This is a genomic window from Paenibacillus jamilae (genome assembly GCF_050482105.1).
In the GTDB taxonomy this organism is placed as follows: Bacteria; Bacillota; Bacilli; order Paenibacillales; family Paenibacillaceae; genus Paenibacillus; species Paenibacillus jamilae_B.
Map to the genome: position 1 here is coordinate 707,004 of NZ_JBCNHI010000018.1, position 21,907 is coordinate 728,910.

At 43.0% G+C, this 21,907-nt stretch carries 17 protein-coding genes and 1 pseudogene; all 18 read left to right on the forward strand.

All coding sequences use genetic code 11. The features are described from left to right. Positions 1-69 precede the first annotated feature (69 nt). Positions 70-1,680, forward strand: a complete 1,611-nt coding sequence (locus ABEW32_RS18485) for a response regulator (RefSeq protein WP_430190325.1) — start codon at positions 70-72, stop codon at positions 1,678-1,680. Positions 1,681-1,698: 18 nt separating this feature from the next. Beyond that, positions 1,699-3,450: a cache domain-containing sensor histidine kinase gene (locus ABEW32_RS18490; RefSeq protein ID WP_430190328.1), complete on the forward strand. Its 1,752-nt coding sequence runs from the start codon at positions 1,699-1,701 to the stop codon at positions 3,448-3,450. 187 nt (positions 3,451-3,637) lie between these two features. Beyond that, positions 3,638-4,951 (forward strand): ABC transporter substrate-binding protein, encoded by a 1,314-nt coding sequence (locus ABEW32_RS18495; RefSeq protein ID WP_430190330.1) that lies wholly within the window; start codon positions 3,638-3,640, stop codon positions 4,949-4,951. A gap of 335 nt (positions 4,952-5,286) precedes the next feature. After that, the gene (locus ABEW32_RS18500) at positions 5,287-5,949 is read left to right on the forward strand and encodes a carbohydrate ABC transporter permease (RefSeq protein ID WP_430190332.1); all 663 of its coding nucleotides are present in this window, start codon (positions 5,287-5,289) and stop codon (positions 5,947-5,949) included. A gap of 7 nt (positions 5,950-5,956) precedes the next feature. Continuing rightward, complete coding sequence (locus ABEW32_RS18505) at positions 5,957-6,787, forward strand: carbohydrate ABC transporter permease (RefSeq protein ID WP_430190449.1); 831 nt, start codon at positions 5,957-5,959, stop codon at positions 6,785-6,787. Positions 6,788-6,842: 55 nt separating this feature from the next. Next, a complete protein-coding gene (locus ABEW32_RS18510) occupies positions 6,843-8,462 on the forward strand; it encodes a glycoside hydrolase family 43 protein (RefSeq protein WP_430190335.1) in 1,620 nt (539 codons plus the stop codon). 102 nt (positions 8,463-8,564) lie between these two features. Next, on the forward strand, positions 8,565-9,713 hold the full coding sequence (locus ABEW32_RS18515) for a glycoside hydrolase family 88 protein (protein WP_430190338.1): 1,149 nt from the start codon (positions 8,565-8,567) through the stop codon (positions 9,711-9,713). A gap of 430 nt (positions 9,714-10,143) precedes the next feature. Next, positions 10,144-12,522 (forward strand): cellulase family glycosylhydrolase, encoded by a 2,379-nt coding sequence (locus ABEW32_RS18520; protein ID WP_430190341.1) that lies wholly within the window; start codon positions 10,144-10,146, stop codon positions 12,520-12,522. 222 nt (positions 12,523-12,744) lie between these two features. Further along, a complete protein-coding gene (locus tag ABEW32_RS18525) occupies positions 12,745-13,947 on the forward strand; it encodes a macrolide family glycosyltransferase (protein WP_430190452.1) in 1,203 nt (400 codons plus the stop codon). A gap of 101 nt (positions 13,948-14,048) precedes the next feature. After that, a complete protein-coding gene (locus ABEW32_RS18530) occupies positions 14,049-14,498 on the forward strand; it encodes an RrF2 family transcriptional regulator (protein WP_430190344.1) in 450 nt (149 codons plus the stop codon). A 262-nt stretch (positions 14,499-14,760) separates the two neighbouring features. Further along, the gene (locus ABEW32_RS18535; RefSeq protein WP_430190348.1) at positions 14,761-15,420 is read left to right on the forward strand and encodes a nitroreductase family protein; all 660 of its coding nucleotides are present in this window, start codon (positions 14,761-14,763) and stop codon (positions 15,418-15,420) included. Positions 15,421-15,521: 101 nt separating this feature from the next. Further along, positions 15,522-15,632, forward strand: a complete 111-nt coding sequence (locus ABEW32_RS18540) for a DUF6254 family protein (RefSeq protein WP_430190351.1) — start codon at positions 15,522-15,524, stop codon at positions 15,630-15,632. Positions 15,633-15,931: 299 nt separating this feature from the next. Next, the gene (locus ABEW32_RS18545; RefSeq protein WP_430190354.1) at positions 15,932-17,461 is read left to right on the forward strand and encodes a right-handed parallel beta-helix repeat-containing protein; all 1,530 of its coding nucleotides are present in this window, start codon (positions 15,932-15,934) and stop codon (positions 17,459-17,461) included. 286 nt (positions 17,462-17,747) lie between these two features. Next, positions 17,748-18,221, forward strand: coding sequence for a MarR family transcriptional regulator (locus ABEW32_RS18550; protein ID WP_430190357.1), 474 nt, complete (start codon positions 17,748-17,750; stop codon positions 18,219-18,221). A 155-nt stretch (positions 18,222-18,376) separates the two neighbouring features. After that, positions 18,377-19,612, forward strand: a complete 1,236-nt coding sequence (locus ABEW32_RS18555) for an MFS transporter (RefSeq protein WP_430190455.1) — start codon at positions 18,377-18,379, stop codon at positions 19,610-19,612. A gap of 123 nt (positions 19,613-19,735) precedes the next feature. Further along, entirely contained in the window at positions 19,736-20,506 is a 771-nt protein-coding gene (locus ABEW32_RS18560) for an IclR family transcriptional regulator (RefSeq protein ID WP_430190359.1), read from the forward strand. Between the two features lie 395 nt (positions 20,507-20,901). After that, a complete protein-coding gene (locus ABEW32_RS18565; protein WP_430190362.1) occupies positions 20,902-21,594 on the forward strand; it encodes a type 1 glutamine amidotransferase in 693 nt (230 codons plus the stop codon). An 84-nt stretch (positions 21,595-21,678) separates the two neighbouring features. Next, positions 21,679-21,812, forward strand: a pseudogene (locus ABEW32_RS18570) (ammonium transporter); the annotation flags it as partial. Positions 21,813-21,907: the final 95 nt, after the last annotated feature.

Genomic DNA, 21,907 nt, shown 5'->3' on the forward strand with positions numbered 1-21,907 from the left:
TTATGAAGCAAAAAGACGGCTTAAGAACATACAAACAAGTAATAAGCTCAAGCAAGGAGGACCTATTCTATGAAAACTATTAAATTATTGCTTGCAGACGATGAACCTGTCATATTACGCGGCTTAAAAAAACTGATTTCTTGGGAAGAGCTTGGGATTACCATTGTAGGTGAAGCTAATGATGGGAAAGAGCTTCGCGATCTGATACGTATACATGAACCTCACCTCATTATCAGCGATATTAGCATGCCAGGTGGCAGCGGCATTGATATTATTTCAGAATTAAATGAAGAAGGGTTACATGCCAAAGTTATTTTTATCAGCGCTTTTCAAGAATTCGTCTATGCCCGTCAAGCTATTCAGTTAGGAGCGCTCGATTATCTGGTAAAACCTATCAATAAAAATCAGCTCGAAAAGGTAATAGGAAAAGCAGCCTCAATCCTCCGGGAAGAATCCAACGGTGAGCGCAATAAAGAGATGTTGACTTATTACGAAAAAAAGAATCGCTCGACAACAATAGAACAGTTGCTTGACGGGTTGCTGGATGGGGAGCAAAAAACACTCACCGTACTTACGCAAATGGGAGCCATAGCAATAAGCCGATTGACTACCGTGTGCGTGCTGGAGATTGATGAAAATATCAACAGCTCACGGTGGGAGGAGCGGGAACGTAATCTAGTAAACTTTGCCTTATCCAATATTATTAGAGAGACATTAGATCAGGAAGTGAACGCGGGCAATGGATTGCTGGTTCAGAAAGAAGGAGACTTTGTAATTCTAATCCAACATGAACAGAGAGAATATCCTCTTCAACTGGCCATTGACCTTCACCGTAAAATTAACAGCTATTTAAAAGTGAGCGTTTCGTGCGGTATAGGGCTCAGCGTAACAAGCATTGAAGAAACAACGAAGTCCTATCACTCTGCTTTGAAAGCGCTTAAATTAAATTATTTTATAGGAATGAATCAGGTCATTCGGTATGGAGATCAGCTCACAAGGACTGAGGCAGAGAACAAAACCATTACAGAGCTTCAATCTGATTTGGTAAAAGTGCTGATTATCCAGGAGAAGGAACAGCTTCAGTTATTGACAAAGCAGTTACTTGAGCAGATCAGGATTCAAGCCGGAGAGAATAAGAATCTGGCCATTTCGGGAGTTTACAACTTTATCTTGACTGTCAATCAGGAGCTTACAGAGATCGGGGGAGGAGTAGAATACATTAGTACCAATCAAGGTGCCTTGCTGGAAAAACTGATGCCCTGTCCTTCCTATGCCGATGTTGCTTATGTTGTTGAGGAGATTTTATCAGAAATGCTGCAGCAGCTTGCAAGTAAGCTGACAGGGAAAGAAAGTGCGTTGCTTATCAAGATTAAGGCCTATATCGAGGAGCATTATGCAAGTAATATAACACTGGAGTCCATGGCTGCTCTTTTTTATATGAACTCTTACTATTTCAGCAGCTTCTTCAAGAAGCATACCGGCCAAAATTTTAAAAACCACGTCACTGAGGTGCGAATGAAGCATGCTCTCAAGCTGCTTATAGAGAGTGACCTGATGGTGTATGAAATTGCCGAGCAAGTAGGATATAACAATGTGAGGCATTTTAGCGATATGTTCAAAAAAAAGTTCGGCAAGGTGCCGCAAGAGTATCGGCAATCCTTCCGCCAACCACAATCATAATGAAGTAGGTGCTCCTTCATGCGTTCATGGATACCGATACCCAAAAGCATATTCATTAAATTCTCTGCTTCTTTTATTTTGGTTGGCCTTATTCCTTTATTTGCTCTCAGCTTCTTTTCAGTGCAGATTTTCTCCGGTTATGTGGAGCGATATACAACCAGCAACTTACAGCAAATGGTGATGTACATGAGCTACAATATCAATTCAGCCTTCCAGCAGTACAATGATATTTCCAAGCTTATGTATAACGTTCGTTATGAAGGATTATCTGATAATATACGTCGGAACCAAACCTATAATGTCAATGCACTTGAGCAGATTAATTCGACTCCTATCGATTCATTTCTGAAAACCGTACTATATAGCGATCCTTATATTACAGGGGCTTATTTTGTACGGGAAGCTGACGAAAAAATCTATTATCAAGAAAGGGAGAATAGGGGACTTAGAAGCGAATTCCTCCCTTTCCGTCAGTGGAAAGAGAAAATGAGCAGCCAGCCTTCAAAGGTGGCTATCTTTCCAACACATCAGGACCAATATTTTACTGGCGCAAGACGCGATGTTTTTACCATAGCGCGAAATTTGATCGATACTTCAGGCCCGCTCAAGCATGAACATAAAGTGGTGGGTACGCTGTTTCTGGATATCGATAAGTCTATGTTTAATCGGTTTTTAAGTGAGCTTTACCTTGGAGACCAAGATGAACTGGTACTGATCGATGGCAAGGAGGATATTTACTTCGGTCATTTAGATGCCAGATTGAATGAGAAATTATTATTGAATTCTAATAAAAATGAAATGCTGGTGTTGCAGGAGGAAATCCCCTTTCTAAACGGTAGGCTGATTGCTGGCATTCATCGCGAGGGGTTGTTTGATCAGCTTTTTTCCGCGAGGGCTACCGTATATATTGCGATTCTGATCTGCTCGTTAGTGCTGATTATTATGGGTACCTGGTTCTCCCGCCGTCTCGCTTCGCCCATCCGAAATCTGATCCAGCAAATGGCAGTCGTGGAATCTGGAAAATTGAACATGAATCTCCCAGTGAACAGCAACGATGAAATGGGCAGATTGACCCAAGGTTTTAACCGGATGGTCGAACGTCTTCAAGCACACATCGATGAGGCCTATGTAGCTCAAATCAAGCAAAAGCAAACTGAGCTGAATGCACTAAAAAGCCAAATCAGACCTCATTATCTCTATAATACTTTAGAAGTTATACGGATGAATGCAGTGGATAAGGAGGCGGATGAGGTCGCTGATATGATTCATTCCCTGGCGAATCAATTGAAATACGTCATTGACTACGGTGAAGACCGTGTAATGCTCTCTAGAGAGCTTGAACACCTGCATGATTATTTCTATATCATTTCGGTCCGTTATGAGAACAGATATGCACTCCGCTGCGATATTTCTCAGGATATTCAAATGGATTGGCCGATCTTAAAATTATCCTTGCAGCCAATCGTAGAAAATGCAATCCAGCACGGGCTAAGGATGAAGAAAAGAGGCACCGTCGCGGTCACTGTAGAAAAGAGGGATACCAATCTAGCGATTACGATTTATGATGATGGTGTAGGCATGGATAAAGCGACATTGGCGCGTATAACCGAAATCCTGAATAAGCCTGCCTCTCCCGGCAAATCCGTTGGATTAAAGAATGTGCACGAGCGAATACGATCCATGTACGGAGAACCATATGGGCTATCCGTAAGCAGTCATGAAAATATTGGAACGTCTGTGCTGCTCTGCTTTCCTATCCCTGAAAAGTAAAGACTGCATCAAGAGCGGATGACTCGTCCGTTCTTTTTTCATTCTTAAATTCCCCCCATATGAGGCTTAAAAAAGTTCATACAAGTAAAAACCAGCCAATGTTATTCTAAATAACGAAAGCGCTTACCTATGCGACACAGCCGCTTTCAACAGCTTTTATTACATTAAAGAGGGGGGTTCAGTAGCTATGCTGAAAAAGGCAAAATTTACGTTAACTGCATTAGTGCTTACAACGACCATGTTCTTGGGAGCTTGTAGTGGGAGCAACAGCGATACAAATGGAACGAGGTCGGATCATGAGGGGGAGAAGGTGAGCTTTACCATCGGATATGCCTCAGGAGATCCAGCTGCTAAAAAAGCGATAGCTGATACCATCCAAAGATTCATGGAGGCCAATCCTGATATTAAAGTAAAGGATTACAGTGAAAACTCCAGCAGCTCCTACCTCGATTGGTTGAAAACGAAGGATGCGGTTGGTGAGTTTCCTGATCTGGTAGAGATGCGGGACACAGAAGTTTTTGCTGATGCGGGCAAAATCGTTGAGCTGCCTTCAGACTTAGTGCAGCTGCTAGATTCACCTCCGGAAGTAGAAGGTAAAGTGTGGAATGCACCTTTATCAATGAATGCACCCCAAGGCATTATTTACAGCAAAAAAGCATATGCAGATGCGGGGATCACTAAGCTTCCTACAACGTATGACGAGTTCATTGCCATCCAGGAAAAATTGAAAGCTTCTGGGATGACCCCGATTGTGGTTGGCGGCAAAGACATTTTTCATATGGGATTTTGGGTAAACAAGTTTCTTATTGATGATGTGTATTCAAAAGATCCGGACTGGAATTCCAAGAAAACAGCCAAGAAAGTCAGCTTTACGGATGAAAATGTCATACAGGCGATGACGGATTATAAAGCACTGTTCAAAAACTATGTGGATAAAGGTTGGCTTAGTACTCCTGACAATCAAACAGCTTCTTTTCTGATTACAGGCAAAGCTGCTCAACTGTACTCTGGAACCTGGATGTTTTCGCAAATCGAAGAAGCTGATCCGAACTTTGAATATGGCTTCTATGCGGTGCCTGACCGCAAGGGCAAAGTGAATATTATAGGGCTTCCATCGCCTGCCGGATGGTCCTTGTCCGCTGAAGTAGCCAAGGATCCTGAGAAAACAGAGGCGATCAAAAAATTTATTCGTTTTTTCTTCGAGCCAGAGCAATATTCGCAGTATCTTGCGAGCATTAATGGAATTCCGTCTACGAAAGAGAAAGTCAAGTATAAGACCGGGGAAGCCATGCAAGTGGCTCTTGATTTGATGAATGATCCGAATGTTACGAAGTCATTGGCCATTAATAACTGGTGGGGAAAAAACTTGATACAGCCTCAGTTCCGCAACTGGTTCTACAAAAAGCTGCAGGAGATGGTCGTGAACGACGGAGATGTCAAGACTTATATGCAGCAGGTGGACACGGAATATGACAATCAGGTGAAGGCGAATTCGATGTGAAATAAAACCTTTGGAGGAATCACTTCCTAAGTGGTTCCTCTTTATAGGAAGGATTGGATTGTATGAGAGCACCCACAGCTTCAACAGAAGGGCGCATTGCTACAGTGACAGCTCACCAAAAAAAGAAAAAGCAGCACCCTTTTGCCATAATATTTATACTTCCATCATTAATACTGTATACCTTGTTTGTTATCGTTCCTACCCTAGGTAGTGTTTATCTCAGCCTTACCTCTTGGAATGGAATAAGCGAGAATATCCGATTTATTGGCTTCGCAAATTTTGTTGAGATATGGAATAGCCCCCGGGTTCATAATGCGCTTAAGAACACACTCATCATGACTGTAAGTCTTGTCATTCTGGAAAACATTGCGGCAATTGCCATGGCCCTGATAGTTGATAGGATAAGGTGGTTCAAAAATTTATTTCGTAGTATTTTTTACTTTCCCACTTTGCTTAGCGGGATCGTTATGGGCTTCGTATGGGCGATGATCCTTAATTATAATTTTGGCGTTGTAAATCAAATCCTAGATACAGTCGGACTTGGAAGCTGGACTGTCGATTGGTTGGGAGATCCCAAATACGCAATGCTGTCCATCATTCTGTCCACGGTCTGGAAAGGTGCAGGTTATTACATGATCATCTATCTGGCAGGGCTACAGGGTATCCCAGCAGACCTGTCCGAAGCTGCAAGCATTGATGGGGCGAATGGCTGGCAGCTGTTCCGTTATATTACTTTTCCTTTGCTTGCTGGCTCTATGACCGTATGTATGGTGCTTTCCATGATCAGTGCACTAAAAATATTCGATCAAATTGCTGTTATGACGGATGGGGGACCCGGCTTTGCGACTGAAACGTTGACCTACATTATTTACAAGGTAGGCTTTGGCGAATTGAGACAGGGCTTCGGTACCGCGCTTGCTATGGTATTGTTTGTCATTATATTGATCATTACCGTTATCCAAGTGAAAATTCTCCGAAAAAGGGAGGTGCAATATTGATATGAGCATGCAAGCACGCCAAAAAATAGGCGAATTGATCCTGTTCGTGGTTACTTTGCTAGTAGCGATCGTGTTCTTTTTTCCAATTCTATTTAACTTGATGTCTGCCTTCAAAAGCAATGGTGAAATCATGCGCGATGCTATGTCATTTCCGACCTCGCTGTATCTGGGCAATTTCAAGTATTTGTTGACTGAGACTGAGTTCCCAAAAGCAATTGTCAATAGTTTGATCTTGACCGTTGTTTCTATCGTCATGCAAATCTTGATTATTCCGATGGCAGGGTATGCGATAGAGAGAAGAAACGCCAAATGGACCCATTTCGTGTTCCTTTACTTTCTTGCCGGGATGATGATTCCTTTTCAGGCTTACATGATTCCGTTATTCAAGGAGCTTAAAATCCTTGGCCTTTACGGAAGTCTAGCAGGACCGATTTTTATTTATATCGCAGGCGCTGTGGGATTCGGATGCTTGCTCTACACAAGCTTTGTAAAAGGGATTCCTAAGGAAATTGAAGAAGCAGCAGAGATTGACGGTTGCAGCAGGTACACTATTTTCTGGAGAATTGTATTTCCATTGTTAGGTCCGGTTACGGCTAGTATGGTCGTATTGAACGGGCTTGGCATCTGGAACGATTTTCTCTTGCCAATGCTAGTACTTCCATCTGGTGAACCCAAAACGATGGTTGTAGAAATTTATCGATATATCGGGGAGTTTTCATCAAGATGGGATATGATTTTTGCCGGAACCGCCTTGTCCGTCGTTCCTGTGCTTATTGCATTCGTTTTTATGCAAAAGTTCTTCATTAAAGGAATTTCGTCAGGGGCCACAAAAGGATGAAAAATCCTTCTTCCTTTCATTTAACAAATTACTCTACAGGAGGTTCTCCTTAGACATGAACAAAATTGTTAACCCTATTCTGGCTGGCTTTCATCCTGACCCCTCTCTTATCCGAGTCGGGGATGACTACTATATGGCCACTTCTACTTTTGAGTGGTTTCCTGGTGTGGAAATCCACCATTCTCATGACTTGATTCATTGGAGGCTGGCAGCCAGAGCTCTTACAGAATCCTCTCAAGTTAATTTAAGAGGCAATGTCGCATCCGGTTCGATCTGGGCGCCCGCAATTTCCTATCATGATGGCTTATTTTATTTGCTATTTACGGATGTAAAATCGCGCAGCAGAGTGTATAAGGACCTGCATAACTATATCATTTGTTCGAAAAGTATTGAGGGGCCTTGGAGCGAGCCAGTAAGACTGAATGGCAGCGGTTTTGACCCATTTCTGTTCCATGATGATGACGGACGTAAATGGCTGCTCAACATGCGTTGGGACTTCAGAAAAAATCACAACAACTTTTCAGGCATTATCATGCAGGAATATGATGCAATATCTCAATCCTTGATTGGCCCTATTCACGAAATTTATAAGGGCACACCGATAGGCGTTACAGAAGGACCCCAGTTGTATAAACGGGGAGCGTTCTACTATTTATTAACCGCAGAGGGCGGAACGGGTGTTCAGCACATGGTAACTCTTGCACGCAGCCGCAATCTGACCGGACCTTATGAAACGGATCCCCATTTTCCGCTCATGAGCACGTCTCATGATCCAACATCTCTATTGCAGCAGGCGGGTCATGGGACGCTGGTTGAAACGCAGCATGGGGAATGGTATATGGCCCATCTGTGTACCCGGCCTTTGCCCGGCACTTCTTTAATGAATCCGCTTGGGAGGGAAACAGCGATTCAGAAGTGTACATGGACCGAAGATGGCTGGCTATGTCTGAGCCATGGCGGCAAATTACCGGCTCTGGAGACTGAAGCTCCGAACCTGCCAAGCCATCCTTTTCCGGCAGAAGAACCTAGAGACCACTTTGACCGGGAGGACATTGGCCTTACGTATCAAAGTCTGCGTGTCCCATTCGATCCCTCATGGGCTAGCCTGACCGACAGACCCGGATTCTTGCGCTTACGCGGAAGAGAATCGCTTGCTTCTCTACATGATCAAAGCATGGTTGCCCGCCCAATCCAGCATTTCCATTGCTCGGTGGAAACTTGCATGGAATTTAAGCCGGAAAGCTTTTATGAAATGGCCGGTTTGGTTTGCTACTACGATGATGGGGATTACTACTATTTACGAGTGACTGGCGACGAAATCCGTGGAGTTACGCTAGGTGTAGTCCTTTCTAAGGCAGGCAAATATGATGAGATTTCGACAATGCAGCTTTCAGTTGTGGATTGGAAGCAGTACTATTTGAAAGCCGTGATCCATGGCCGGGATTTGATGTTCTATGCATCTCCTGACGGGCAGGAGTGGACTGCCCTATGTAATCCACAGGACTTTGGCACACTATCAGATGAATATGGAGGCAAACTCGGATTTACAGGAGCTTTTGTCGGAATCTGTGTTCAAGATCTGGATAGGCAGCGCAAGGAGGCCTGGTTTGACTATTTTGAATATCTTCCTCTGGAAAGTTTTCTAGACCATACTTCTCCGCAGAAAGGGAAATAGGGGATTACGCCCATTTGCATTAATGATTAAGCCCACGTTTGATTATTTTCGTGACAGACTGAGGTTGAATTCATATTAGAGAAAAAAGAAGGGATGAAATACATGCTTACTTTAAACAGTACGACCGTTTGGGTGAACGAGATCGTGGACCAAATCATCGCCAAGATGGATTGGCTAAGTGAAAAATCAAGACACAAAATCCCGTATACAACAATCGACGGTGAACACGATGACCGATCGGTCTGTAATCCGACCCACACGGAAGCGGATGGCATAAGCTGGTGGACCAACGGATTCTGGGGCGGAATGCTGTGGCAGATGTACTATGCAACAGGCAGTCCGAAATACAAGGACATTGCCGAAATCTCTGAGCAGAAACTGGATGCCTGCTTCCATAATTATTATGGTCTGCATCATGATGTAGGCTTCATGTGGCTGCCCACAAGTGTGGCTAACTTTAAATTAACCCAGAATCCAGAATCCCGCAAACGGGCAATGCACGCGGCAAACCTGCTCGCAGGACGCTACAATCCGGCAGGGGAATTCATCCGGGCCTGGAACGACCTAGAAGGCGAAGATACCAGAGGCTGGGCCATTATTGACTGTATGTTGAACATTCCGCTCTTGTACTGGGCTTCTGGGGAAACCGGCGATCCTCGTTTCCGGCAGATTGCAATAAAGCATGCGGACATGACTATGAATGCTTTTGTAAGAGCAGATGGGTCCGTCAACCATATTGTCGAATTGGATCCATTTGTAGGCGGAGTGGTTAAAACCTATGGCGGACAGGGGTACGAGGAAGGATCTTCATGGACGCGGGGACAAAGCTGGGCCTTGTACGGGTTCATGATGAGCTATAACCATACGAAAAAGGAGGAGTATCTGAACACGGCCAAGAGGGTTGCCCATTATTTTATTGCCAATATTCCACAAAATGGGATTATTCCAGTCGATTTCAGACAGCCCAAGGAACCCGTACTTGAGGATTCAACGGCTGCAGCTATTGCCGCCTGTGGTCTGATCGAGATTGCCAAAGTGGTAGGGCTGCATGAGAAAGATATATATTTGCGAGCAGCGATAAAACTGCTGCAGGCGCTACATGTCGACTGGACGACTGGCTGTGACTGTATCCTTAAGAACGGCTCTGCCTCATATCATGCAGCCACTCATCATCATTCCATCATTTACGGTGACTATTTTTTCATAGAAGCTATGTTCAAGCTCAAGGGCAGCGATTTATATTTCTGGTAAACAAAATTCCAATCCTGAGAATAACGAGTTTAATCGACAATTATATAAATAAAACAAAACTAGACAAGACAACTTCTAAGAGAAAGTTGTCTTGTTTTGCATTTTTAGGAACCATACCATGGAGTTAGGAAAACAGGTTTTAAAACTTTTTAATCACCAAGGCATAGTACTGGAAAACAAAAATATATATGCTTTAGGTCGCTTTGATAAATTTACATCGCTGGGAACGATACGGAGAATCTATTAAAGCGAAATATTAATGCAGTTACAAAAGAAAGCGGTTACTCAAGGGTTATTCCACGTTTGTTTTCCCAATTGTAACCGGAAGGGAGGAGACTTTACCCCTACTCAAAAATGGAGAATGGAATTGAAAGCTAGGAGAGAGGATTAACCAATTAGTTATTTATTATGTTCAATAGGAGGTTTGGGAATGAAAAAAACTATAACCTGCTTAATTTTGTTTGGACTGCTTATTAGCATGTTGCCGATCAAAAATGTGAGCGCTTCCGAAAGCTCTAAGCTTACCCAATCTGCAACCGCAAGCTCCATTGAAGATGCGAGTAAAGCGGCTGATTTTGCGATTGACGGCGACCCACTAACTAGATGGTCCTCACAATATTCAGATCCGCAGTGGATCAGTGTAGATCTCGGTAACACTACTGAAATCAATGGCGTTACGCTTAACTGGGAAGCCGCTTATGCGAAATCCTATCAAGTTCAGATATCGACGGATCATGATCATTGGACTACCGTCTATTCCACCACGACTGGAGACGGAGGAATTGATAAGATATCTTTCGAAGCAACAGACGCAAGATACGTAAGAATGAATGGAATTGAAAGGGCTACCAATTATGGATATTCTCTTTGGGAATTTGAAGTGCATTCAGCTGGCCAGCCAGAGGATAACTCGCCTCCAACAGCTCCCTCCAACCTGATTAGTTCCTCAGTATCGGATACAACAGTAAGCTTGCAGTGGACGCAATCTACAGACAATGTAGGTGTTTCCGGTTACGACATCTACAAAGGATCAGAACTTATAGGGTCCAGTGCGTCGGCATCCTTCATCGTTACTGGCCTAACAGCCAACATGGCGTACAGTTTTTACGTGAAAGCCAGAGATGCCGCAGGTAACGTCTCAGATGCAAGCAATGTGATTGATGTTACCACCAGCGCAGCTAACACGAGTATTGTTTCAGGTGAAACTTATAAACTAACGGCACAGCATAGCGGAAAAAATCTGGAAGCAGGAGACTCAACTGCCGATGGAGAGAAGGTGCAGCAGTGGACGAACAGCGGCAGCGCTCGGCAGAGATGGAAAGTCATTGACGTTGGCGACGGATATTATAAATTGATTGTACAATCCAGCGGTAAGGCATTAACAGTAGCCGGAGGCGCCTCAGAAGATGGTGCTAGTGTACAGCAATGGACAGACAGCGATTTAACTAATCAAAAATGGAAAGTGATTGACGTCGGCGGTGGATATTATAAGCTGCTTGTACAATCTAGCGGTAAAGCGCTGGATGTAATCGGGGGTTACACTAATGACGGGGCAAATGTGCAGCAATGGACGGATAACGGAAATGATCAGCAGAAGTGGAAGTTTACGCTTGTTGACTCAAGCCCGGACACGACGGCACCAACGGCACCAGCAAACCTGAAAAGCTACTCCAAAACAAGCACTTCGGTAAGTCTTGCATGGACCGCATCAACAGACGATGTAGAGGTTACCAGCTACGATGTGTATAATGGAACAACGTTGGTCGATTCAACCACCACGACAAATTATACGGTGACGGGGCTTACCGCCAATACAACGTACAGCTTCACTGTTAAAGCCAGGGATGCAGCAGGAAATATTTCAGCAGCAAGCGATATCATAAAGGTTACGACGAATTCTATTTCTGAAAATACAGGTTTTTATATTAACGGAACAACGCTCTATGATGCCAAGGGAAACCCGTTCGTGATGAGAGGAATCAATCACGCTTATACTTGGTATAAGGGGCAGGAGTCTATAGCGATTCCTGCTATTGCGAAAACTGGTGCCAACACCATTAGAATCGTACTGTCAGATGGTCAGCAATGGACGAAAGATGATCTGTCTGCGATACAAAATTTAATCACTTTATCAGAGCAAAACAAATTGGTCGTTGTTCTTGAAGTACATGATGGCACAGGGTCAGACAACGCTACTGTATTAGATAATATCGCTAATTACTGGATTCAAATGAAAAGCGCACTCATTGGAAAAGAAAGCACCGTTATCCTCAACATTGCGAACGAATGGTACGGAACATGGGATGGCGGAGGCTGGGCGCAAGGTTATAAGTCTGTTATACCTAAGCTCAGAAATGCTGGCATCAAAAACACGATCATTGTTGATGGTGCAGGCTGGGGACAGTATCCGCAATCTATTTTTGACTTCGGAAAAGACGTCTTTAATGCAGATCCGCTTAAAAATACAATGTTCTCCATTCATATGTACGAATATGCCGGAGGGAATGCAGCCACAGTAAAAAGCAATATGGACAATGTACTAAATAAAAACCTAGCGCTTGTGATTGGGGAATTCGGCATCAAGCATACAAGCGGTGATGTGGATGAGGCAACCATTATGAGTTATGCTGAGCAAAAGGGCGTAGGTTATTTAGCATGGTCTTGGAAAGGAAACAGCCCGGGGCTTGATTATCTGGATATGGCCACTGACTGGCAAGGGTCAAACCTTACGGAACAAGGACGTATTATCATTGAAGGCCCCAATGGTATTAGAGCGACATCAAAATTAAGTACAACTTTTGAGTATTAAATATTAGCCAACGGTGTCCAGTATGAAAACAAGCTTTTGCTGTATACAAAGCCGCCAAATAGGCGGCTTTTTTTGTTGCAGAGCTGCCAACCAACTTACAAACAATAAAAGAATAATAAATAAGTTATAGAGACGAAGATGACTAAAAGTATATTAAGTTGAGAAAGCAGCTACAATGTCACTAGAGATTTACTGAAAAAAATGATCAAAGGAGTGGTAGAAATGGCACGTGTTCTATTTATTAATGGTGGATCAGAGGGACATATCAATCCAACTATAGGTGTTGTGCAAGAGCTTATTTCGCGTGGGGAAGAGGTGGTATACTTTTGTATTGAAGCTTTTCGGGAACGTATTGAGAAAACGGGGGCATCAGTACGAACATTTGACGACCAAAAATTTATAAAAGCTTTTATCTCAGGTGGAAGGGATTATTTGCTGGAAAGAACCAACGGTCTGTTACTTACGGCAGACATCGTCATTCCAAGCGTTCTCGAACAGATCAAAGAAGAGCATTTTGATTATATCGTCCATGATTCCATGTTTGGTTGTGGACGTATGCTTGCTCAAATTCTTAAGCTTCCTGCAATCAGCTCGTGTACTTCTTTTGCCCAGACAAAGGAATCATTCGCTCATAATATGGAACAATTATCCAATCACATCCCTACATATATCGTTAAATCTATAAATGATAAATTTCAAAACTTGACGGCGATGGTGAAGGAAAAATATGGCGTGGAGATCCATTCACCTTACGAAGTGTTTTGTAATCCTGCCCCACTTACAATTGTATATACAACAAGGGAATTTCAACCTTATGAAGAAGCATTCGACCAAACCTATAAATTTGTAGGTCCGTCCATTTCTTCACGATTAACGCAAGAAAACTTCGATTTTACTGCAATCGAGGGGAAAAATCCAATTTACATTTCACTAGGTACAGTTTTTAATCAAGCAATTGACTTCTATAAGCTTTGTTTTGAAGCATTTGGGAACACGGAGCATACGATTGTCATGTCGATCGGGAAGAGAACCCCCATTTCCGATTTAGGGAAAGTTCCTGAAAACTTCATCGTAAAAAATGATGTCCCACAAACAGATATACTACAATACACTAAATTATTTATTACACATGGTGGGATGAACAGTGTCCATGAGGGGCTTTATTACGGCGTTCCGCTGATTGTAATCCCGCAAAGCGCGGATCAGCCGATCATTGCGGGACGAGTCGCCAATATGGGGGCAGGTATTAAGTTACAAATGGAAAGCTTGACTGCTAACCAGCTACGTGAAGCCGCAGATCATGTGTTAAGCCTCCCATCTTTCAAAAAAGCTGTTGCCCAAATTAGGGAATCCTTTCGACAAACAGGTGGATATCGCCAAGCTGTTGATGAGATTTTCTCATTTAAAAATCAATATCATATCTAAATTTATAAATTGGATATAAGCTCGTCTATTGCAGCATATTAGGGAATTCGGTACAATTTACTCATACTACTTAAGAGTAAGCTGGAAGGAGAGAGTATAGGTTGAAGCAGGAGTATTGTACACCGACTCAGCACCCAAAGTGGTTTGGACTGGCTGTTCAAGCGCTTGTTATATTATCACAGGAGGACAAAAGCATAGCTTGTCCAAGTATTGAACTCGCCAAGTATCTTCAGTCGGAGCCTTCTCTGCTGCGTCGTATACTTTCCGTTCTCGTCAAGGAAGGGTTTATCGGGACCCGGGAAGGCCGTGACGGCGGGTACCACCTTTGGAAACCAGCAGAGTCTATTCGACTGGTTGATGTGTACGATGTATTTCGTTCAGGCAGCAGACTTTCCTTCGGTATTACGGAGACAGCTGGCACGCATCCGCTCGGTAAATGTATGAAATCTACACTTGAGGATATTACCCATGAAATGGACGACAGCATACGCGGGGTACTAAGCAAGTACACGATTGCAGATCTCGCCAACCAACTGGAAGCCAAGCTTTAGATAGACCTGGAAAAAGACGGTTGACAGCGGCTTGCTTAGATTTTATACTGTGCAATATAAACCACAGTTAAACGCAAGCCGCGCGCAGCGTTAATTTTAAGGTTATCTGTGTGATATTAGACACAGTTATACGCACGTGCAAAGGCGCAATATTCTTGTTCAAGGCACTTCGTTTCAGTAGGATTCAAGCCTTGACTAATCGCTTAGTCTGAATTTAACTGTGCTTAATAAAAAACAGTATTTATTAAAAGGAGGATTCATAATGTCAACTTCAACTCATACTGGCCAGAGCGCCGCCTTGTTCGTCGATGTCATCCGCGAGCGCCGTTCTGTGCGTCATTACGACAAGTCAGTCCGTCTAACTCACGAGGAAATTAAGGATCTGTTGAAAGAAGCGACGCTTGCGCCTTCTTCGAGTAACGTTCAGCCCTGGCGCTTCTTGGTTATTGAGACAGAGGAATTGAAAGCAAAACTGCAGCCAATTGCCTATAATCAATCCCAGGTTGCTGAGGCTGCAGCGGTGATCGTTGTGCTTGGTGATATGGAAGGATATAAGAAGCTCGATGAAGTTTTCGGCGAAGCAGTAAAACATGGCTATATGGCGGAAGATACCGCTAAATCGTTCGTGGAAAGATCAATTGATGCGTATGCTTCGTTACCGGAGGAAAGACTTCACAAAGTCATTCATATCGATGGCGGTATTGTATCCCAGCAGCTCATGCTGGTCGCACGTGCTCACGGCTACGATACTGTCGCTATGGGCGGCTATGATGAGGCCGAGCTTAAGCAAGCGTTCGGTATCAAAGACCGGTACATTCCAATCATGCTGATTGCACTCGGTAAAGCAGCACAGCCGGGGCATCAGACGACTCGGCTACCGATCGACGACATCACATTCTTCAACGAGATGCCTGTTAACTAAAAATAAAACCCCACGATTTAATTTTATGAATGAACAGAGTCGAGAAATGACAACTTAAGGAAGTAGTATACATTCACCATTTCCAAAGGAGGATATCTGTTATGGCACACCAGAAGAGAAGGAAAGAAGCTGCCTGGAAATCACGAAAGCAAGAACAGCATCCCCATGGTAAAATCAAATCGCTCAAGGAATTATCCAGCGAATCAGATTGAGGAGTATACTACTTGAGAGAGAAGGGCTGCCGGCGAAATTTATCGGCAGTCTTTTCATTGTGTGTAGGTATAATGTTCCTTTATATAGATGGCTCCAAGCGTTTTATTTCAGTGAGAATTTTCAATAAATTTTCTTTGCCAAGGAAAAGTATTTCTACAATACCAACCCTTATGGAGCTTTGCCAACCCTAAAACGGAAAGCTGACGGTCGGCGAGATCGTACTTTGCTTGCAAAAATATGTAAATCGATGATAACGTTAGTTTGATAAAATCTAAATTAGGATAGGAGTGGGGAATTTTTGAAGACAATCAGTAAAATTTTGCTTGTTGGTTTAAGCTTGGGCTTGGGTCTGGCATTCGGTAGTGCGCAGCCTCCTACCGCTTCTGCAGCAGGTGCCGAATATTATGTGGCGACGAGTGGTAGCGATTCCAACGCAGGAACAAGCGACGCGCCGTGGAAAACGCTCCAGCATGCGGCCGACACAGTCCCTCCAGGCAGCAAGGTCTATGTCCGGGGCGGAGTTTACAAGGAGAAACTGAAAATCACCCGCTCTGGCTCTGCATCGCAAGGTCCCATAGTGTTCGCAAGCTATGGTAGCGAAACCGCCATTGTTGACGGAACTGGCCTATCGGTCAGCGGGAACGAAGGGTTAATCGAATTGAACGATGTCGATTACGTTACCATCCAAGGGTTTGAAATCCGCAATTTTGTCACGGCTTCCAAGAACGCAGTACCTACAGGCATTTACGTTCACGGTGCAGGGGGCTTCATCAATCTGTCCGATAACAAAATCCACGACATCAAAAACACGGCCACCCCAACTGGAAAGGATCGGCTGGGCCGGGACGCTCACGGCATCGCTGTTTATGGCACGAAAGCTCCTGCATCGATTCACAATCTTACAATCAGCGGCAATGAACTATACAATCTCGTGCTCGGCTCCAGCGAATCGCTTGTCTTAAACGGTAATGTGGATGGCTTTGCAGTGACCAGCAACCTCATTCACGATAACGACAACATTGGAATCGATCTGATCGGCTTTGAAGGTACCGCGTCGAATACTACTTACGACCAGGTGCGAAACGGGTTGGTAAAGGGCAACCGAGTGTACAATAATTCGGTTCGAAATAACCCATCCTACAAGAGCGATGACAACTCGGCCGGCGGCATTTATGTGGATGGGGGCAAGGACAGCATTATCGAGCAGAATTACAGCTACAACAATGATATTGGCGTCGAAATTGCCTCCGAGCATGCTAGTAAGGCTACCAGCAATATTATGGTCCGCAGTAACGTGATATACAACAACCGGTTAACCGGCATCGCTATGGGCGGCTACGATGACGAACGTGGCTCAACGGTAAACTGCAAGATCTTGAACAATACGTTGTACAAGAACGATACATTGGATGACGGAAGTGGCCAGCTTTTGGTTCAATACGATACACGAAACAACGTGATTAAGAACAATATTTTCGTAGCTAATTCGACTGATGTGCTGATCTACAATGGATATACCAAAAATTCCGGCAATGTTGTTGATTATAATTTATATTTTGCACCTGGTGGTAGTTCGGGGGCTAATTGGACCTGGAAAGATAAAGAATATACGGGATTTTCCACGTACAAATCGGGAACTGGCAACGATGCACATTCACTGTTTGCCGATCCTAAATTTGTGAATGCCACGAATGGTGACTTCCATTTGCAGTCTTCGTCACCAGCGATCGATTCCGGTTCAACGGATAACACCATCATCGGAACCGAGGATATCGACGGAGAACCTCGCGTGAAAGGGAAAGCCGTCAATATCGGTGCGGATGAGTGAAGCAAAACTAGGTTTTTGTCGGGTTATGCAAAAGCTGATGCTGATCAAGCCCTGTGCGTGCGATGCTCCATTTATGCAAGAGACGTAATAAAGCTGCTCAAATGAATCGCTGATTTATTTCTACAAAGCCCTCAAGATTCGAGGGCTCTGTTTTTATAACGGCAGATCTACCATCAGGAGGACTACCACTCTGTTTTTGTTTTTGATAAGGTAGAGGGTATGGAGAAGAACATAAAAAATAATTATTATAATATTGTTAATGCATCAAAAGGAAGGAGGACAGACCATGAATAAAGAAGAACAGGTCATGGTGGGTTTCAGGGATTTATTCAACAAGATGGTTTGGCTTAATAAGTATAAGATGGAAGACAGTCTTAAGGGTTATAAACCTTCCGAAGTACATTGCATTGAATACATTGAAAAAAATGTAGATTCTAACGTGACAAAACTTGCGGAGTCCCTTTATATGACTACCGGTGCCATAAGCAAAATAACGAAGAAGCTCATAAAAAAAGGAATTATCGAAAGCTACCAGAAGTCGGATAACAAGAAAGAAATCTATTTTAAGCTTACTGAGCAGGGGAAAGTGATCTATAAAATTCATGAGGAACTGCACAAAGAGTTTCAAGAGCGAGATAAAGCCATATTTGAGCAGGTAACCCAGGAACAATTTGACGGCATGCTTATCTTTATGGAAAAGTATAGTAGACATTTGGATGCAGAAATAAAGAAACAGGGATTAGATATGAAGTCGGAATAAACTTGAATAATAAAAATCAAACCACAGGCAGCCGGACTCTTTTGAGTATGGGCTGCATTTTTATTGTTATTATTTTGTTGCCAAGGAAGGAAAATAGTGATACGATGTTTTTGTTTCCTAGGAAGCTAAATAAAAATTTTGAGGAGAGAATTCAAGTGTTCAAATTAAGATCACATAATGAAGAGAACATAGAACAAGCCGTAGATAAAAAGGCATTCATATTCGGTCTGATGTCTGTGTTTCTTTGCGGGATAGGCTTCAGCATCATAACACCAGTTGTCCCTTTCTTAGTGCAGCCTTATATAAGCAATCCGGGAGAGCAAGCCATATTTGTTACGCTACTGACCTCTGTTTATGCAGTCTGTGTGTTTTTTGCAGCCCCTGGACTTGGAGCGTTGAGCGACAGATATGGCCGGCGTCCATTACTCTTAGTGTGCCTTTTGGGGTCCGCAATCGGGTACTTCGTTTTTGGCATGGGAGGAGCTTTATGGGTGCTATTTGCTGGACGCATAATAGAAGGTATAGCAGGCGGAAGTATAAGCACTCTGTTCGCATATTTTGCAGATATTACTCCTAGAGAACAGCGCACCAAATACTTTGGGTGGGTGAGTGCGGTTGCAGGTGCAGGCTCCGCCGTTGGCCCGACTCTAGGCGGGATGATTTCCAAATTTGATTATTCTGCACCTATGTATTTTGGTGCCATAATAACTTTATTAAATGTTGTTTATGGAATCTTTTTTATGCCTGAGAGCCTTAACAAGAAGAATCGACTGAAAAAAATCACTTTGGTAAGGCTGAATCCATTTTCACAGCTTGTAAACGTGCTTTCTATGAAAAACTTAAAAAGGCTACTTGTCTCAGCATTTTTGATCTGGATCCCCAACGGATCTTTACAAGCCGTTTTTTCACAATTTACAATAGATACTTTCCAGTGGGCGCCTGCGCTGATCGGTCTTATGTTTTCAATTATGGGTGTGCAAGACATCATTTCCCAAGGCTTCATCATGCCAAAGCTTTTGAAAAAACTAAGTGATGCCCAGATAGCGACGCTTGGGATGGTTTCGGAAATTATAGGTTATAGTCTTATTGCGCTATCTGCTTTGTTCACATTCTATCCTTTGATTATCGCTGGAATGTTTATATTTGGTTTTGGTGATTCGATCTTTGGGCCTTCTTTCAATGGGATGCTCTCCAAGTCTGTCGATTCTAGTGAACAAGGAAGGATTCAAGGGGGAAGCCAATCCATTCAAGCTTTAGCAAGAATAATTGGGCCTATCATTGGTGGTCAAATCTATGTATCACTTGGTCATGCCGCACCCGCTTTTATGGGTATGATTCTTATAGCAGTGGCAATACCAGTTTTGTATAAAGGTACGCATGTAAATAAGTGAATACTTACTTTATATGGAACACCAACGAAATTAGAGCAAAGAGTAAAACAATGAAGTTGGGTAAGCCTTACTCGTTAATATGATATACTTAGTTCAAAGTAGAGACGAGGAGTTGTGAAGGAATTGTCTGGCGTTATTAATAAAGTAGTTCAAATCCTAGATCTATTATTACCACAAGGCACTGAAAAAGATATGAGTGTAACGGAAATCAGCAAAGCGTTGAATATGCCAATTCAGAGCGTTCATCGCCTTCTTTCCTCTCTTGCAGAACATGGTTTTGTATCGCAAAATGAAAAAACAAAACGCTACAAACTTGGCCTATCTCTTATGAAATATGGGTTCCTGATGTGGGATAGTTTGATGTTGCGAACGATTGCAAGGCCTTTTATGGAGGAACTATCGAAATGCACCAAGGAGACTGTTTATTTATCCGTTCGTGAAAGCGCTGAAGGAATTTATATTGATTCTGTAGACTCACCCCAAGTTTTAAAAATTTCAGAGCCGATCGGGTTACGCCTACCATTGTTTATTGGAGCATCAAATAGAGTTATTCTTGCTTTCCTGAACTCATCATTGCAAAAATCACTATTAGACTCATTTAATTGGAATGACATTCCTTCTCTAAAACCGCTTACCCGCCAGTCTATTGAACAAGAACTTATAACGATTAAACAACAGGGATATGCAATTACGACCAATGAAGCTACGGAGGGAACCACCGGCATTGGAGCTCCCATTTTCTCCTATGAGAATACAGTAATTGGTTCCTTGAACGTTGCTGGCCCTTCGATCCGATTTGGGGAAGAAAACATCGAAAAATATTCGAATTTGGCCAAGAAATATGCCGATCTCATATCAAGCGAGCTGGGTTATCGAGGCCATAGTCGCCAATAATCATGTACATTTGCCCATTGAACCTAATCTAATCCAATGTTAGGGCCTCCTGTCCGTTATAACAGGGGGTTTTATTGCTGTAATCATCAAGTTACACTTTAACTCAAGATGCCGCTTAAACGGATAATTTCCCCCAATACCCATTCCCTCTACAAGTTCACCCATCGCAAGAAGATATTAAGTGACTCCTATGTAAGTGACTACTATGACATGATTTCAGCTCAAATGAAAACATTATTAATATATGTATAACTCTCTTATTTTCTCATTATTCGGGATTATAAATTAATTTCTATCATTTTATTGTGTATCTATCCCATTATTCGGGATAATCGTGTTGATATAATCTTTATTTGAGATAATATATGTTTATTCAGTCTAGTGGAGGTGTACATATGCAGATTATTGTTCTTCGTCATTTTTCATTCGACGATCCATCCGTAATCATCTCGTGGGCCGAACATGCTGGACATGAATTGGTCGTGCATGATCCTGCTGATGGAATAACGCGAGAGTGGCTTCATTCGTTAGACGTGCTTGTGGTTCTTGGTGGACCGATGAGCGTCTATCAGGAGATCGAATACCCATGGCTTATTCAAGAAAAGGCGTTTGTCAAACGGGCCATCGAGATGGGAAAAAAGGTTTTGGGAATTTGTTTGGGAGCCCAAATGATCTCAGAAATCCTAGGAGGGACAGTATTTACAAATGGTGACCAGAAGGAAATAGGTTGGCACCAAGTTCAAAGAAATGTTGAGTATCATCCGTGGCTAGCACATATTCCAGATCAATTTACGTCATTTTCATGGCACGGTGATACATTCTCATTACCTGAAGGAGCCAGAAACCTGATGTACTCCGAAGCTTGTAACCATCAAGCATTCGCTTATGGTGAACATGTTCTTGGCTTGCAGTTTCACTTAGAATCCACACCACAATGCATTCAACAAATGCTGTCCAGGTGGTCGCATGAACTTAGGGATTTACCATTTATTCAAAATGATTCTGTGATCCGGGAAGGCATGTTAGTCCATAGTGAAAATTCCAAAATGCTGTTAAGGGGAATACTGGATCAAATAGCATTAACATGATTGAAAGGGGTGGATTAATATAGAAACTGGAAACAACAGTATGTAGGCTATAGGACTGATTGCAACTCCTTGGTTAGGGGAGGCTTCGCCTTCGTGGCTTCCTTTATCATTCTTTACATTATGAAGAAGACCATAGGACTAAGAGTCACCGAGGAACAAGAAGTCGTAGGATTAGACTATAGTGAGCACGGGCGTTTGGTTATCCGGAGCAATTGAAATTAAAAAATAACAGAATAACAGCAAGATCTGGAGTGACTAATCATAAAGTGAAATCAAAAAAGAACCTGATAGTTTTTATCAGGTTCTTTCATAT

Bases quoted from the DNA above. Each gene is read 5' to 3' on its own strand.
- ABEW32_RS18510 (WP_430190335.1), top strand. From the start codon at position 6,843: ATGAACAAAATTGTTAACCCTATTCTGGCTGGCTTTCATCCTGACCCC.
- ABEW32_RS18485 (WP_430190325.1), top strand. From the start codon at position 70: ATGAAAACTATTAAATTATTGCTTGCAGACGATGAACCTGTCATATTA.
- ABEW32_RS18495 (WP_430190330.1), top strand. From the start codon at position 3,638: ATGCTGAAAAAGGCAAAATTTACGTTAACTGCATTAGTGCTTACAACG.
- ABEW32_RS18565 (WP_430190362.1), top strand. From the start codon at position 20,902: ATGCAGATTATTGTTCTTCGTCATTTTTCATTCGACGATCCATCCGTA.
- ABEW32_RS18505 (WP_430190449.1), top strand. From the start codon at position 5,957: ATGCAAGCACGCCAAAAAATAGGCGAATTGATCCTGTTCGTGGTTACT.
- ABEW32_RS18540 (WP_430190351.1), top strand. From the start codon at position 15,522: ATGGCACACCAGAAGAGAAGGAAAGAAGCTGCCTGGAAATCACGAAAG.
- ABEW32_RS18515 (WP_430190338.1), top strand. From the start codon at position 8,565: ATGCTTACTTTAAACAGTACGACCGTTTGGGTGAACGAGATCGTGGAC.
- ABEW32_RS18535 (WP_430190348.1), top strand. From the start codon at position 14,761: ATGTCAACTTCAACTCATACTGGCCAGAGCGCCGCCTTGTTCGTCGAT.
- ABEW32_RS18550 (WP_430190357.1), top strand. From the start codon at position 17,748: ATGAATAAAGAAGAACAGGTCATGGTGGGTTTCAGGGATTTATTCAAC.
- ABEW32_RS18490 (WP_430190328.1), top strand. From the start codon at position 1,699: ATGCGTTCATGGATACCGATACCCAAAAGCATATTCATTAAATTCTCT.
- ABEW32_RS18520 (WP_430190341.1), top strand. From the start codon at position 10,144: ATGAAAAAAACTATAACCTGCTTAATTTTGTTTGGACTGCTTATTAGC.
- ABEW32_RS18525 (WP_430190452.1), top strand. From the start codon at position 12,745: ATGGCACGTGTTCTATTTATTAATGGTGGATCAGAGGGACATATCAAT.
- ABEW32_RS18500 (WP_430190332.1), top strand. From the start codon at position 5,287: ATGACTGTAAGTCTTGTCATTCTGGAAAACATTGCGGCAATTGCCATG.